The sequence below is a fragment of the Pseudomonas sp. P5_152 genome (assembly GCF_033989915.1).
Classification (GTDB): Bacteria; Pseudomonadota; Gammaproteobacteria; order Pseudomonadales; family Pseudomonadaceae; genus Aquipseudomonas.
Map to the genome: position 1 here is coordinate 1,257,189 of NZ_JASFAH010000002.1, position 14,787 is coordinate 1,271,975.

At 63.3% G+C, this 14,787-nt stretch carries 11 protein-coding genes; all 11 read right to left on the bottom strand.

Features of this window, described 5'->3' with window-relative positions:
* Nucleotides 1-3: 3 nt before the first annotated feature.
* Complete coding sequence (locus tag QMK50_RS05435) at nt 4-1,326, bottom strand: ABC transporter substrate-binding protein (RefSeq protein ID WP_320332710.1); 1,323 nt, start codon at nt 1,324-1,326, stop codon at nt 4-6.
* A gap of 189 nt (nt 1,327-1,515) precedes the next feature.
* Nucleotides 1,516-2,853: a sigma-54 dependent transcriptional regulator gene (locus QMK50_RS05440; protein WP_320332711.1), complete on the bottom strand. Its 1,338-nt coding sequence runs from the start codon at nt 2,851-2,853 to the stop codon at nt 1,516-1,518.
* A gap of 7 nt (nt 2,854-2,860) precedes the next feature.
* A complete protein-coding gene (locus QMK50_RS05445; RefSeq protein WP_095165652.1) occupies nt 2,861-4,585 on the bottom strand; it encodes a sensor histidine kinase in 1,725 nt (574 codons plus the stop codon).
* 71 nt (nt 4,586-4,656) lie between these two features.
* Nucleotides 4,657-5,451 carry an SDR family NAD(P)-dependent oxidoreductase gene (locus QMK50_RS05450; protein WP_320332712.1) on the bottom strand — a complete coding sequence of 265 codons (795 nt, stop codon included), beginning with the start codon at nt 5,449-5,451 and terminating at the stop codon, nt 4,657-4,659.
* Nucleotides 5,452-5,464: 13 nt separating this feature from the next.
* A complete protein-coding gene (locus QMK50_RS05455; protein WP_320332713.1) occupies nt 5,465-7,264 on the bottom strand; it encodes a TRAP transporter large permease subunit in 1,800 nt (599 codons plus the stop codon).
* Nucleotides 7,265-7,344: 80 nt separating this feature from the next.
* A complete protein-coding gene (locus QMK50_RS05460) occupies nt 7,345-8,376 on the bottom strand; it encodes a TRAP transporter substrate-binding protein (protein ID WP_320332714.1) in 1,032 nt (343 codons plus the stop codon).
* 1,150 nt (nt 8,377-9,526) lie between these two features.
* Nucleotides 9,527-10,855, bottom strand: a complete 1,329-nt coding sequence (locus QMK50_RS05465) for an OprD family porin (protein WP_320332715.1) — start codon at nt 10,853-10,855, stop codon at nt 9,527-9,529.
* Between the two features lie 107 nt (nt 10,856-10,962).
* A complete protein-coding gene (locus QMK50_RS05470) occupies nt 10,963-11,358 on the bottom strand; it encodes a PPC domain-containing DNA-binding protein (RefSeq protein WP_159997157.1) in 396 nt (131 codons plus the stop codon).
* Nucleotides 11,355-11,906: a hypothetical protein gene (locus QMK50_RS05475; RefSeq protein WP_095165562.1), complete on the bottom strand. Its 552-nt coding sequence runs from the start codon at nt 11,904-11,906 to the stop codon at nt 11,355-11,357. The genes QMK50_RS05470 and QMK50_RS05475 overlap by 4 nt, the downstream gene beginning before the upstream one ends.
* Entirely contained in the window at nt 11,906-13,483 is a 1,578-nt protein-coding gene (locus tag QMK50_RS05480; RefSeq protein ID WP_320332716.1) for an acyl-CoA synthetase, read from the bottom strand. The genes QMK50_RS05475 and QMK50_RS05480 overlap by 1 nt, the downstream gene beginning before the upstream one ends.
* Nucleotides 13,480-14,649 (bottom strand): acetyl-CoA acetyltransferase, encoded by a 1,170-nt coding sequence (locus QMK50_RS05485; protein WP_095165566.1) that lies wholly within the window; start codon nt 14,647-14,649, stop codon nt 13,480-13,482. The genes QMK50_RS05480 and QMK50_RS05485 overlap by 4 nt, the downstream gene beginning before the upstream one ends.
* Nucleotides 14,650-14,787: the final 138 nt, after the last annotated feature.

Consider the following 14,787-nt stretch of genomic DNA (forward strand, 5'->3'; position numbering starts at 1 on the left):
GGCCTAAGGTGCCTGGCCCTCGGTACTGCGTTTACGTGCGGCCAGTCGCCGCGCCAGCGTGGCGTTATCGAGCTGCAGCTCCTGCGCCGAATACACCGACCAGTCCCCCAGCATCAGTTGCGCCGGAGGAAAATCGGAATTGGCCACAGGAGTGCCAACCGCCTGGGTTTGCTGGATCTGGTGGGTGATCGGGTCAATCCGTGAAGCGAAACCGTCCGGGTCTTCCGGCAGGGCAATCTCCAGCCCCTCCAACGCCTTGATCAACGCCTGGCTGTCGGTGGCCCCGGCGGCTTTCTCATAGGCCTTGGCCAGCACCATCACGCCGGTGTAAGCGCCCTGGGCGGCGTAGGTCGGGTATCGCCCGCTCAGGGCACGAAAGCGCTCGACAAAGGAGTGGTTGCGCTCGGTGGCCGGCCAGTTGTTGTGGTGACGGGCCGAGAGAATCAACCCCGGCGGCGCCTTGGCTCCCAGTGACTCCAGGAAGTCGTAGTTGCCACCCGTGTCGAAGTTGGCCAGGCGCGAGGTTTCGAACAACCGGGTACCGGCTGCCTGCTTGATGAAGGCGTGCAGGTCGCCGCCCCACAGGGCCGAGACAATGATGTCGGGCTTGGCCTGCTCGAGGGCGGCGATGTACGCCGAATAGTCCGGCTCGTACAGCCGTGGCCACAGCTCGGTGACATCTTCGAATTGCACGCCCAACTGGCTGAAGGCTTCATGCAGGTCATCACGGGAGACGTGGCCGTACTCGTAGTCCGGGCCGATGAACGCCAGGCGCTTCCACCCCGTGGTTATCTGCAGCGCTTGCAGGTAACGGGCACCGGCCGCCATCGAGGTCCAGGTGTCGTTGGTCACGCGAAAATAATACGGATGGCCGTTTTCCAGGGTCATGCGCGAGGACGCATGGTCGGTGCCGATCATCAGCACCCGCTCCTGGTAGGCCAGCTCGCTGACCGCCAGCGCCACCCCCGAAGACACCATGCCGCACAACACCTGCACGCCGTCCTTGTGGATAAAACTCTTGGCCAGGCTGACGCCGTAGGACGCCTTCGACTGGTCGTCATCGACGATCACCCGCAGGCGCGGCAGCAACTCGCCCGCCTCACGCCGGGCATGCAGTTCGTCCAGCGCCACCTGGATGCCGACGATGCTGTCCTGGCCGTAGATCGCGGCGCGCTCGGTCATCGGGTACAGGCAGCCCATGGTCAGGTCGGCCTGACCGGCGGCCACACCCAACTCCAGCCGGCCAACCTGGGCACAGGCGGCAACGCTCACGAGCACACTGCTGAAGGCCAGGGCAACCTGAAACCAATGACGGGGCAGGGACATACAATGAATTCCTGTTGGGCGTTGATAACGCCTCTTGTTGGACAGCCGGGTTGCTAGAGCAAGGGCTGTGCCAGAGGCGTTGGGGAAGGTCTCAAGGATGGGCAAAGCGAACCAGCCAAACCCTTGTGGGTGTGGTGGTGGCGGGGATGTTGAGCGGTTAGCGCTCATCCCCCGCGCAAGGTTGAGCGGTTAGCGCTCGATGCCCAGGCGTTGCAAGCGACGCTTGAGCGCATGCCGGGAGATCCCCAGCAGGTGCGCGGCCAGGCCCTTGTGCCCGGCGGTCCGGCTGAGGGCATCGGTCACCAGCTCGCGCTCGGCGCGCTCCAGCTGATCGCCCAGCGCCTGGGCCTCGCTCGCCAGTTCGGGGCCGTGCATCGGTGCCGGCAACAACGCCGCGCTGATCGCCCGGCCCGGGGACAGGATGGTCAGGCGCTCGATGAGGTTCTTCAGCTCGCGAACATTGCCCGGCCAGCGATGGGCACGCAGCGCCGCCAGACAATCTGCCTCGAACCGGATCGCCTCGACGCCCTCCTCCAGGGCCTGGCGTCGGGCAAAATACTCGGCCAGCAGCAGCACATCATCGCCGCGCTCGCGCAGGGCCGGGATGTCCACGGTGATCACGTTCAGCCGATAAAACAGGTCCTCGCGAAACCGCCCCAGGCGCACATCTTCCGCCAGGTCGCGATTGGTCGCCGCCACCACCCGTACGTCGGCGTTGCTGGCGCGATTGGCCCCCACCGCACGGTAACTGCCGTTCTCCAGGAAGTGCAGGAGCTTGGCTTGCAACGCCAGGGGCAACTCGCCGATTTCATCGAGAAACAGCGTCCCGCCATCGGCCTGGCTGACCAGCCCCACACGCTTTTGATGGGCACCGGTGTAGGCGCCCTTCTCCGAGCCAAACAGCTCGGCCTCGATCAACTGCTCCGGCAAGGCGGCGCAGTTGACCTCGATAAAGGCGTGGGCCACCCGCGAGCTATGGGCATGCAGCGCCTGCGCCACCAATGTCTTGCCTGTACCGGACTCGCCCAACAGCAGGATGCGCGTCGCCGAACTGCGGGCGATGCGCTGCACCGCCGCACTCAGGGTGCACATCGCCGGGCTCTGGCCGTGCAGGCCGGCGTCCATCTGCTTGCCATCCGACTCGGCCACGGGCCCGGGTGTGGCCAGGGTGCTGGCGATGGTCGCCAACAGGTCATCCAGTTCGAAGGGTTTGGTCAGGTAGTCGGTCGCCCCGCCTTTCACCGCCTGCACCGCCGCACGCGTATCGCCGTGCGCAGAGATCATGATCACCGGCAACCCGGGCTGCAGCGCGCGCAGGCCGTCGAGCGTGGCCAGGCCATCGATGCCCGGCAGGCCGAGGTCGAGCAGGACCATATCGATGTCGGCGGGCCCGCCCTTGACCCGCTCCAGCGCCGCCTCGCCACTGCCGGCCGTGCTGATGCGCATGCCCTCCGCACGCAAGGCATAGCTCAGAGAGCGCACCAGCGCCTCTTCATCATCAACGATCAAAACGTGAATTTCAGACATCAACGGCTCACTTAGCGCGTGCACTGAGGCCAGGGAAATCAAGCGTGACCTGCGTGCCCTCCCCCAGCGTACTGACGATTTCCATGCGGGCGGCGTTGGCCTCCAGCAGTTGTTGGCAAATGCTCAAGCCCAGCCCGGTGCCCCGGGCTTTGGAGGTGAAAAAGGGTTGGCGAATCTGTTGCAGGTCGGCCTCGGATATCCCGCAACCACGGTCCAGCACGCTGATGCAAACGCGCTCGCCCGAGGCTTCGCCGCGCAGGTGCACCACCTGGTCATCGGGACTGGCCTGTACCGCGTTCAGGCACAGATTGAGCAGCACTTGCTGGGCTTGCTCCGGGTCGACGTACAGCTGCAACCCGGGTTCGGTCCAACAGCGCAGCTCGATATTGTGCGCCTGGCTATCCGCCGCTACCTGCCGTGCGATGCGCTCGAACAACTGCGCCACGTCCACTGCCTGGGGCTGGGCCGGGTGTGGCCGGCCGTACTCCAGGAGGTCGCTGGTGACGTGGGACAGCCGATCGATTTCCTGACCGAGATCGCTCAACAGCATCCGCCGCTCCGGCTCCTGTTCACGCCGCAGCAGCGCTTGCACGGTGGTCTTCATGGTTGCCAGGGGGTTACGCACCTCATGGGCAACGCCGGTGGCGAACGTACCCAACACCGCCAGGTTTTCACTGCGCACGGTGTTTTCCATCACAGCCGCCAAACGCTCGGCCATCACATTGAAGGCCCTGGCGACATGCCCGATTTCGTCGTTGTGCGGCTGCTCCGCCAGGCGATAACCGAGGTCGCCCATCGACAGTTGGTGAGCCCCTTGCAACAGGGTACTGACCCGTGCGCGCAGTTGCCGCGACAGGGTGAAAAACACGATGAGGATAAACCCGATGAAACTTGCGGCCACCCAGTACAACCACTGGCGAGCATCGTTCAAGGGTTCGAGGATCGCCCCCGGCTGGACGCTGAATACCAGTTGCCAACCCGGCAGTATCTGCGGCCCCTCGCGCCACTGCGTGGGAGCCGGAACCACGCGCCCGGTGGGATCGATGAACACCCCGCCCGGCACCCGCAACAACGGTGCGACCACTCCACTCATACCGGCGCTGACCAGCAGTTCGGTCAACGACGCCAGGCGCAGGTGCAAGGCGATACTCGCCCCATGATCGGTGCGTCCGCTGCGAATCAGCTTGCGAATCAAAAATCCACCGGAACGCCCGGCCTTGGGCAGCAACGGCCCGATCACCTCGACATCACCGACGCGGGTGCTCGGCAAGCCGGCGACCGACCACTGCGAATTGGTCCAGTAGGGTTCACCCGAGGCCGCTTGGCCGGGCAGCACATTGAGCAACTGCTCGTGCTCATCGAAGAACAGCACGCCGTACAGGAACGGCAGGTCACCCTCGAGCTTGAGCAGTGAATCGACATCGCTGCTGGGACGCGACTGGTCGGTGATGAAGTCCGGCATGTTCGGGTGGTTGGACAACGCCGACAGCTGGTAGAAGCGGTCATCGAGAAACGATGACAGACGGTTGGCCGTGGACAGCGCCTGGGCATCGAGCCGCTCACCGGTCAAGCGGTTGAGCAAATCCTTGGCCAGTTGCTCGTAGAAAATCGCCAGGGCAATCAGGGCGATGCTCATGACCACCACGGAAAGCAGGGTGTAGCGCGCCACCAGACTGCGCCGCGGACGCGCGAGCCAGTGCCACAGCACAGAGGTTGGAGCGTTGGGGTTCATAATTTTTTGTTTGTTTTTGTATGAACCCGGCAGCATAAGGACCCAGGCGCGCTCCTGTCCACCGCGCCCCTTCAGATCTCCAGAATGCCCGATGCCATGAAACCGCCGTCCACCGGAATCACATGGCCGCTGATGTACGACGAATCATCGGATGCCAGGAAGGCCACCGCCCCAGCCATTTCCGCCGGAGTGCCATAGCGGCGCATCGGTACGGCGCGGGCATAGGAATCGCGCGTCGCGGCCGAGTGCAGCCTCTGCGTCAGCGGGGTATCCACCGGGCCAGGGGCAATGCCGTTGACGGTAATCCCGTACTCGGCAAGCTCGACGGCCATCTGCCGGGTCAGCCCGATGAGCGCGGCCTTGGACGTGCCGTAGGCCGTGCGACCCAAGCTGGCGCGCAGACCGCTGATCGAGGCGACGTTGATGATCCGCCCCCAGCCATTGGCCTGCATCAGCCGCGCCGCGTGTTGGCCGCAGAGCAGCGAACCGGTCAGGTTAATGTTCAGGACCCGCTGCCAGTCGCTGAGGTCGCACTCCAGGAACGCCTGAGTCTTGGCCACCCCGGCATTGTTGACCAGCACATCACAGCGCCCGAAGCGCTCTTGCAGCAAGGCAAATGCCGCGGCTATGGACTGCGCGTCACCGACGTCGATGACCAGGGCCATCGCCGTTATGCCTTGGGCATCCAGTCCGGCGACCATTTCTTGTGCCGCCGCCAGGTTGATGTCGGCGACCACCACGGTATGCCCGTCGTGCCCCAGGCGTTCGGCGATGGCGGCACCGATCCCCATGGCGGCCCCGGTCACCAGGGCCACGCGCCCAAGCTCCGCGGCGCCTGGCAGTTGTTGTTTGGCTGATTGGCTCATGACAAGTGCTCTCTTAAAGGAAACCGATGGAAATCCATGGGAAACAGGCGACGATAATCAACGCCAGGATCAATGCCGCGAGGTAGCCCCAGACACGCCGGATGACCAGGTCGGAGGAAACCTTGCTGATCGCGCAGGCGGCGTAGAAACCAACCCCCAGGGGTGGTGCGAACAGACCGATACCCATGGCCAGGATCACCACCATGGCGTAATGCACCGGGTGAATCGAAAGCATCTCGGCCAGCGGGAACATCAGTGGCCCGAACAGCACGATCGCCGGGATGCCTTCGAGCACGCTGCCCAGGATCACGAAAGTGACGATGGTGACGATCATGAAGCCGATGGCTCCGCCCGGGATTTCACTGATCAGGTCCACCAGCGATGCCGAGAAGCCCGACTGGGTCAGTGCCCAGGCCATGGCCGATGCCATGCCGATGATCAGCAGGATGGCGCCGGAGAGTGCCGCCGCTTCGAGCATCATCGGGTAGACCTTCTTGAACTCGATGTGGCGCATGAACAGGTGCATCACCAGCCCGACCATCACCACATACGCCACACCGATGGTGGAGACCTCGGTCGCGGTGGCCGCGCCTTCCAGCACTGCCACGCGGATCAGCACCGGCAGGGCCAGCGCCGGCACGGCGATCATGAACGTGCGCGCGACCACCGACAGCGGCGCACGCTGGACATTGGGCATGGCTTCCTTGCGTGAACGCCACCAGCACACCAGCGCGATCACCACGGTGGCCACCACCGCCGGCATCAGCCCACCGATGAACAGCGCGGTAATCGAGACGCTGCACACCGCGCCGATGGTGATCAACACCAGGCTTGGCGGAATGGTCTCGGTCATCGCCCCGGTCGCCGCCAGCAGCGCGGCCAGTTCTTCGGGCTCGGAACCGCGTTTTTTCATTTCAGGAAACAGGGCCGGTGCCACGGCCGCCATGTCGGCGACCTTGGAACCGGAAATCCCCGAGACCAGGAACATCGCCCCCAGCAACACATACTGCAGGCCACCGCGCACATGACCGAGCAACGAGGCCATGAAGTCGATCAGCGTGCGCGCCATGCCGGACAGTTGCAGCAACACGCCCAGCATCACGAACAGTGGCACCGCCAGCAGCACCATGTGCGACATGCCTTCGTCCATGCGACTGACCACAATCGACAACGGGGCATGGGTGGCCAGCGCCAGGTAGGCCATGGTCGCGGTGCCGAAGGCGAACGCGATGGGAATCCCGCCGAAGACACAGGCCCCCAGCAGCACCAGGAAAAAGATAATCAGGTTGTAGTTGCCCAGGTCCACCAGCAACGGCTGGCTGATCCACAACACCGAGGCCACGAGCGCCACCACGGCAATCCCGGCCATGAACTGGCGCACCGTGGAAAACCGCGCCATGCGCGACACGGCAGCCAGCAGCATCAACACCGCACCGACCGGCAAGGCCGCTGCGCGCAGGCCATCGGGAATGCCCAGCGCCGGGGTGGTGATCGACATCTGCTCATGGGAGTGCTGCATGGCCGGGGCGATGATCATCACCACGAACAGGCACACCACCAGCGCCGACAGCGTCTCGCAGAAGCCGCGCCAGGCTTGCGGCAGCTTGTTCACCAGCGCCGACATGCGCATATGTTCGCCGCGGTCCAGCGCCAGCACCGCACCAAACATGGCCATCCAGATAAACAGCGAAGACGCCAGCTCATCGGACCAGATCAGCGGACTGTGGAGCAGGTAGCGGTAAATCACTCCCGCCAGCAGCACGCAGGTTTCGATCACCATCAACGCGACGGTGATCAACCCGACTGCCCGCATGGTCCATGTATTCAGACAGACAAGCGCCCGGGCCGGCAGGCGCATGGTAGACGTGGGGGCCACTGCCGCTGGCGCGACCATCATGCCAGTTTCCCGGCATATTTCTCGAGGATGGACCAGGCGGCGTCGCCGAACTTGTCGTGCCAGTCGCCATAATAATTGGCGCTTTGCAGGCGCTCGCGGAACGGTTCCGGTGGCGCCGCCACCAACTCCAGGCCTTGCTGCTTGAGCGTATCGCGGATAGTGCCCTGCAGCTTGGCCAGGTCATCGCGCTGCGCGAGCACGGCGGTATTGATGTGTTTGCTGACCACGGCCTGCACGTCCGCGGGCAAGCGCTTGAAGGAGGCGCTGTTACCCAGCATCCAGAAGCCATCCCAGACATGGTTGGTCAGGGAGCAGTACTTCTGCACTTCGTAGAGTTTCGCCGAGGCCACCAGGGTCAGCGGGTTTTCCTGGCCCTCGACGATGCGGGTCTGCAGTGCCGAGTACACTTCGGAAAAGTTGATGCTGGTCGGCGCCGCTTCAAAGGCGCGGAAGATCGACATGATGATGGGGCTCGGCGGCACGCGCAGCTTCATGCCCTTGAGGTCGTCGGGGGTGGCAATCGGGCGGGTACTGGTGGTGGTCACCCGAAAACCGTTATCCCAGATTTTGTCGAACGCAAACAGGGTCTCGGTCTTGGCGATCTCGGCCCGCACATGAGCGCCGAGGTCATCGTCCATCGCACTCCATACTTGCTCATAATCCTTGAAGGCGAACCCGACGGCGCTGATCTGCACTGAAGGCACCATCGTGCCCAGGATCACCGGCGACAGGGCAAACATGTCGACGGCACCCGAGCGCACTTGGGCCAGGGTATCGGTGTCGCTGCCCAACTGGCTGCTGGGGAAGATCTGGATCTGCACCGCGCCGTTGGTTTCTTCACGAATCGCCTTGGCCATTTCCCGCGCCCGCACATTCATGGAGTGGCTGATGGGCATGTTGTTGGCAAACTTCAGCTTGAACTCGGCAGCCTGGCTCTTGCCGCTGTACAGACCGAGCCCGGCGGCGGCAACGGCGGCAGAAGCAAGGGTGGCCGTTTTGAGAAAGTTGCGGCGCGAAAAGTCGCTCATTTGGTTCTCCTGACTTTATTGTTTTTATGGATCAATGGCCGTTATGCCGGCGACTGGCTAAGCAAGCTATAGCAATTGGGGTGCCACGAATGGCGCAGTCCTCCTGGCGGCAACCCAGGCTGCTACTCAACCAGCTGTTTTCACAAGGAAAAACAGCGCCTGCAGGAATGCATTTATTTCTTGCAGGGCATCTGGCGCGACGGTGGATGTAACAGGTGTCTCCGGCAACTGTCGCTGTATCCGGCATGGCAAGTGACACCTGTCCTGCACATCTGCAGCATAGGAATCTACACAACGTTGTAGCGGCCTGTGGCGAGGGCGCTTGCTCGCGTGGCGGCCTCTGGGGTGTTGGATTAGGCGGAGTACATATCCATTCTTGCGGTAACGGCTGATATGGGTTCCGCCTGACGGCGGCTCACTTTTGAACAGCGCAAAAGTAAGCAAAACGCTCATACCCCACCACTCGGTGCCTCGCTCAGGCTCGGCATGCCCGTACTCCGACATTGATTTGGGGGGCCGCCGCAATGGGCCCTCCCTGGCCCAGTGCGGCTAAACCGGCGTCCTGCCGGTTTACCCCCCAAATCAATATCGAAGTACGGCCAGCGTGGTTAACGGGGCGCCCAGGATCAAAAAGCAAAGCGAGGCGGCCTAAAAGCCGACCTGATCGTTGGGGCATGCGCGGTGTAGCTTCTACTTCCTAAGACGCTGACGAAGTCAGCCATCTTTTGATCTGGCTTTTGCTTTCGCTTTGGCTCTGGCTCTGGCTCTTGATCCTGGGCGCCCCGTTAACCACGCTGGCCGAACGCAGGCTTGAAGCCGTGGGTAACCCGGCAGGACGCCGGGTTAGCCGCCCCGCGCCAGGGATGGCGCGTGGCGGCGGCCCACGGATTCAAGCCGGAGTGAGGGCACACCGAGCCTAAGCGAGGTGCCGAGTGGTGGGGCAAGAGCGTTTTGCTTACTTTTGCGCTGTTCAAAAGTGAGCCGCCGTCAGGCGGAACCATAGGAGGCCGTTACCGAAGAAATGGATATGTACTCCGCCTAATCCAACACCCCACAGGCCGCTACAGTTGTGTAGATACCTATGCATCTGCAGGGCCGCCAACCCTGCCGCCAACGGACAAGGGGCCCTGTTCAAGCGACCCCCACGGGATCAGAACAACGCCAGGGTGTAATTGACCGACACGCGGTTCTGGTCCTGGGAATACTCGCTGGGCACACCGCTGCGCATCGTGCCGTTACGCCAGCTGAACCCGACGCCCTTGAAGGTGCCGCTCTGCACCACGTAATCCAGCGCCAGGTCACGCTCCCACTCTTTCTCGTCGGACCCGCTCGCCATGCGGATATGGGTGCCCTTGAGGTAGGTGACCGACGCCACCAGCCCTGGCACACCCAAGGAGGCGAAGTTGTAGCCGTATTGACCGAAAGCCGTGCGCTCGCCGGCCCGGGTGAAGCTGGTGATCAGGCGGTCGGTGAACAGGTAGATGCTGCTGCCGGCCGCACCTTCGTTGGTATTGCCCTGGTTGGCCTGGACAAAATTGCCGCTGTCGGAGACGTTCTGGTAACCGAGCAGGAAGGAGTTACCACCCAGGGCGTAGGTGAACATCGCGCTCCAGGTGTCGTTGTCGATTTTGCCAGGGGTGTCCCCCAGGCCACTGACCCGGTACCCGGCAGCCCGACCCGAGGCAGTGTCGTTGCGGCCATCGGCGTCGGTCTTGAAGTAACGCAGGTCGGTGGTCAGCGACTGGCCTTCACCCAAAGGCAGCACATGCACCAGGCCGCCGAAATGCTGCACGTAGTAGTCTTCCAACTGGGCTGCGTAGTATTGCAGGGTCAGTTGTTTGCTCAGCTTGTAGTCGGCGCCGGCAAACAGGAACTCATTGCTTTGCTGGGTGCCACCGGCAACCGCGAGCCCCGAACTGTTGGTCGAACCGCGGCCGGTCGCGTGTTCCAGGCGACCACCGAGCAGGGTCAGGTTGTCCACTTCCTTGGAGGTGATCATACCGCCCTCGAAGGTTTGCGGCAGCACGCGACCATCGTTCGCCACCAGGATCGGCAACTTCGGCTGCAGGGTCCCGTAGCGGGCCTCGGTCTGGGAAAAACGCACCTTGCCGGTCAGGCCCAGTCGGCTCCAATCGTCCACGGCGCTGCCATCGCTCTCATCCGGAATCATCGAGCTGCCACGGTGATTGCCTTTACCGCCATCCAGGCGCACCCCCTGCAAACCCAGCGCGTCGACACCAAAGCCGACGGTGCCGTCGGTGAAGCCGGACTTGTAATCGAGAAAGAAGCCCTGCGCCCATTCGGCGGTCTTGCTTTGCCCGGCGGGACCGGCGCGATCACGGTAGTCGTTGTTGAAGTAGTAGTTGCGAAACCCCAGGGTGGCCTTGCCGTCCTTGATGAAGTCAGCGTGGGCCAGGGGTGACAGGAGCGCCCCGCTGGTGGCGAGCAAAGACAGGCGAACGAAAGGATTTATTGTCATTTTTGTTTCTCCTAATGGGTGCGGTCGACAATCCGGGGCGCGGGGCATGAAAGAGCCCGCGGCACCTGGCTTCGACTTTCTTGTTATGGCTATGGCGGGTGAAAGCGTCAGTCGGGCAGCCACTCTTGCAGCGTCAGCTCGACCGTGATGAAGGTGAGGTTTTTGCCGCGTTCCAGGCGGCCGGCGTACAGCTTGCCATCGGCATCGGCAACCACCGCCTGCAGGCGACTTGCACCGCTGAGGATTTCGCCGCTGACGCTAAGGATTTCCACCCCTGGGCCTGGAACATGGATCTGGATCATGCCCTCGCGACCCAGGTAGCTGAGTTGCCCGTCAATCAGACTGCCCAAGCCACCGCGAACCACCGCCAAATCAATGCCGTGCTCCTTGCACAGGGCCTCGGCGCTGTCGATAAGGTCTTCGTTGGGCTTGAGGCGGGCGATCACCAGACGGCCCAGGCGGCCGTCCTGGACCAGCGATTCTTCGGTTACGGCAACGCTCATGACAGCTCCTTGCGGACAGGATGCAGCAGGTTGAAATGGGTTTCTGCGTCAGGCTGTACCTGGTAGGCAACCTGGTCGAACAGGCACAGGCGAATCGTCAGTGGCTCGCTGCCGACAATCAGTTTGTCCAGCACCAGATGCCCGCCGTGCTGCTCGCCATCGCGGTCCAGGAAACCGGCATGGCAATGCAACAACGGCGCGCCCCGGGCGTCGCGCCCCACGGTGATGGCGCCGCTGATAAAGGTGATGTAGCCGTCCAGGACCACCGGCTGGCCGTAGTCATACGGACGCTCGGGCTGGTCGGTGACGATCATCCGGTGATAGCTCAGGTGTGCGGCACCGCCACACAAGATGCGCCCCACGGCGCTGCCGTAACGCCGACCTTCAAGCGCCTTGAGCACGCCTGCCGCGACGTTGCTCGCCAGGGGCAGGACGATGCGCAGCTCTTCGCAGCACGGTACTTCCAGGTCCAGCAGTCGCGGTGCCAGGGACGGCCCCTCGTGAATAAACGTGCGTACTCCGGCACGCTCAGCGAAATGCGGCGTCATCAGGCCACCTCCTGGCGTTCTTCGAGCAACGCGCGGATCTGCTTCTTGACGATCTTGCCGTAGCCCGACTTGGGCATTTCCTCCCAGCGGACAAAACGTTTGGGCCATTTATAGCGGGCGATTCGCGGCTCCAGATGGGCCAGCAGTTGTTCGTCGCTGACCTCGCCGGTGGTGACGATCACGGCATAGCCGGACTCGCCCCACTTCACGTCGGGCATGCCCAGTACGGCAGCTTCGGTCACCGCCGGATGGCTGAGCAGGGCCTCTTCGATCTCCCGCGGGTACACGTTGGAACCACCGGAAATGTACATATCCGAAGCCCGCCCGGTGATGAACAGATAGCCGTGTTCATCCACATGACCGAGGTCGCCGGTGTGGAACCAGCCGAACTTGAAACAGCTCTCGTTGGCCTGGGGGTTGTTGTAGTAGCCGCTGAACACCGCCGGTCCGCGCACGCAGATTTCACCGTCGACTCCCGTGTCCAGTTCGTTGCCGGCGTCATCGAGAATCGCTACTTGCATGCCGGTGCGCGGGTAACCGCAGCTCCCGACCTTGGCATTCGGCGAGTCCTCGTTGTCGTGACAATCGGCAGGCAGCACGGTGATGTTGCCCGTCACTTCACCCAGGCCGTAGTACTGCACCAGGACCTTGCCCAACTTGTCCAGGGCATGGCGCTGGTCGGCGCGATACATCGGCGCGCCCGCGTAGATCAGGTGGCGCAGGCTGCTGTGGTCGTAGCGGTCGACGGCCTCGCTTTCGGTGAGCATCTTGACGATGGTCGGCACGGTGAACAGGTTGTCCACGCGGTATTCCTGCACCAGGCGCCAGGCTTCGTCGCAGTCCAGTTTGTCGCTGGCCGGCAGGATGCAGGCAGCGCCCCGAGCGACGTTGACCAACGCATGGATGCCCGCGCCGTGGGACAGCGGGGCCAGGACCAGCGAACGCGAATGCTGATTCAGGCCCGGCATCAGGTCGGCGATATGGTTGGTGATGACAAACGCCATCTGGCCGTGGGTCAGCACGCCGGCCTTGGGATGGCCAGTGGTGCCCGAGGTGTAGAAGAACCACAGCGGGTCGTGGTACTTCACTTCGGCCGCACGGAAGCTGGCCTGCAGCGCGCTGCCCTCCTCCAGCAATTGCTCGTAGCCCAGTTCGCCGGCACGCGGCTGACCGATGGCGATCACCTGTTGCAGGCTCGGCGATGCCGCACGCACGGCGTCGACATAATGCTCCAGGCCTTCGTCATACAGCATCGCTACCGCGCCGCTGGAACTGCCCAGGTAGGCCGCTTCCGCCGGGGTGATCCGCACGTTGGTCGGCACCCACACGGCGCCAAGGCGGAACGCGACCCAGGCACTTTCGAACAGCGGCAGGTTGTTGCGCGAATGCACCAGCAGCTTGTCGCCTTTACCCAGGCCGCGTGCGCGCAAGGCCGCAGCAACACTGTCGACCCGCCGGGAAATTTCTTGCCAGGAATGCTCACGACCGTCACGAATGAAACCCGGTGCATCCGGATAGCGACGCGCGACCTGGTTGAGCATTTCCCCCAGATTCATCACGTTGTCGATGCCCATCATTGCGCGCGCTCCAGGATGCTCACGTAGTTGGTCACAGCCGCGCCGCCCATGTTGAAGACGCCGGCGCGATCGGCCTTGGGCAACTGCATGTCGCCGGCCTGGCCGCAGAGCTGCATGGCCGCCATCACGTGCATCGACACGCCGGTGGCACCGATGGGATGGCCCTTGGACTTGAGGCCGCCCGAGGGGTTGATCGGCAGGCGCCCGTCCTTGCGGCTGATGCCCTCGGCGATGACGCGCGCACCTTGACCCCGCTCGGCCAGGCCCATGGCTTCGTACTCCAGCAACTCGGCGATGGTGAAGCAGTCGTGGGTCTCGACCAGCGACAGGTCGGCCAGGCTCAACTCGGCCCGCTGCAGGGCCTGTTGCCAGGCGCGGGCGGCGCCTTCGAAGTAGGTGGGGTCGCGTTTGGACAGCGGCATGTAGTCGTTGACTTGCACCGCGGCACGGAAGCGCACGGCATGGCGGCGCTCACCTATCAGGTCCTCGCGGCTGATCACCAGGGCGGCCGCGCCATCAGTGATCAACGAGCAGTCAGTGCGTTTCAGTGGCCCGGCCACGAACGGGTTTTTTTCCGATGGCTGACGGCAGAACTCATAACCGAAATCCCGTCGCATGTGGGCGTACGGGTTGAGCACGCCGTTGGCGTGGTTCTTGGCCGCAATCATCGCCAGCGCATCGGACTGGTCGCCGTAACGCTCGAAGTAGCTGTGGGCGATGTTGCCGAACACCCCGGCAAAGCCGCCCTCGATGTCGGCTTCTTCCTTGGCGTAGCAGCACTTGAGCAGGATCTTGCCCACCTCGGCGGTGGGCAGGGTATTCATCTTCTCGAAGCCCACCACCAGTGCGTGTTGGCTTTGGCCACTGAGGACGGCTTGCAGCGCCGAGTGGATCGCAGCGGAGCCGGTGGCACAGGCATTCTCCAGCCGAACCGAAGGCGTGAAGCGCAGTGCCTCAATGTGGTTGGCCAACAGGGACGAGGGAAAGTCCTGATACACAAAGCCGGCATTGAAGTGGCCAATGTGGATGGAGTCGATCTGCTGCGGCGCGATGTCGGCATGCGCCAATGCGCCAACGGCGGCCTCGGCCATCATCATCTCGGGATCGAGTTGGTCGAACTTACCGAATGGGGAGTGATACCAGCCTGTGATAACGGGCGATCGCATAAGGGGTTCCTTGCATGAATGGTGTTTGCAAGGGCGATAGCAAGAGCGGTGCCAAGGCTTGGCAAGGCCAGCGCAGGCCTTATGGCGCGGGGCTTTGCGCGATAGTGGTCAGGCCCAGGCAGCTGTCGCCTGGACAGG

Coding starts and splice junctions, on each gene's coding strand:
- QMK50_RS05435 (WP_320332710.1), bottom strand. CDS start 1,326: ATGTCCCTGCCCCGTCATTGGTTTCAGGTTGCCCTGGCCTTCAGCAGT.
- QMK50_RS05455 (WP_320332713.1), bottom strand. CDS start 7,264: ATGCGGGCAGTCGGGTTGATCACCGTCGCGTTGATGGTGATCGAAACC.
- QMK50_RS05485 (WP_095165566.1), bottom strand. CDS start 14,649: ATGCGATCGCCCGTTATCACAGGCTGGTATCACTCCCCATTCGGTAAG.
- QMK50_RS05470 (WP_159997157.1), bottom strand. CDS start 11,358: ATGAGCGTTGCCGTAACCGAAGAATCGCTGGTCCAGGACGGCCGCCTG.
- QMK50_RS05480 (WP_320332716.1), bottom strand. CDS start 13,483: ATGATGGGCATCGACAACGTGATGAATCTGGGGGAAATGCTCAACCAG.
- QMK50_RS05460 (WP_320332714.1), bottom strand. CDS start 8,376: ATGAGCGACTTTTCGCGCCGCAACTTTCTCAAAACGGCCACCCTTGCT.
- QMK50_RS05450 (WP_320332712.1), bottom strand. CDS start 5,451: ATGAGCCAATCAGCCAAACAACAACTGCCAGGCGCCGCGGAGCTTGGG.
- QMK50_RS05475 (WP_095165562.1), bottom strand. CDS start 11,906: ATGACGCCGCATTTCGCTGAGCGTGCCGGAGTACGCACGTTTATTCAC.
- QMK50_RS05445 (WP_095165652.1), bottom strand. CDS start 4,585: ATGAACCCCAACGCTCCAACCTCTGTGCTGTGGCACTGGCTCGCGCGT.
- QMK50_RS05440 (WP_320332711.1), bottom strand. CDS start 2,853: ATGTCTGAAATTCACGTTTTGATCGTTGATGATGAAGAGGCGCTGGTG.
- QMK50_RS05465 (WP_320332715.1), bottom strand. CDS start 10,855: ATGACAATAAATCCTTTCGTTCGCCTGTCTTTGCTCGCCACCAGCGGG.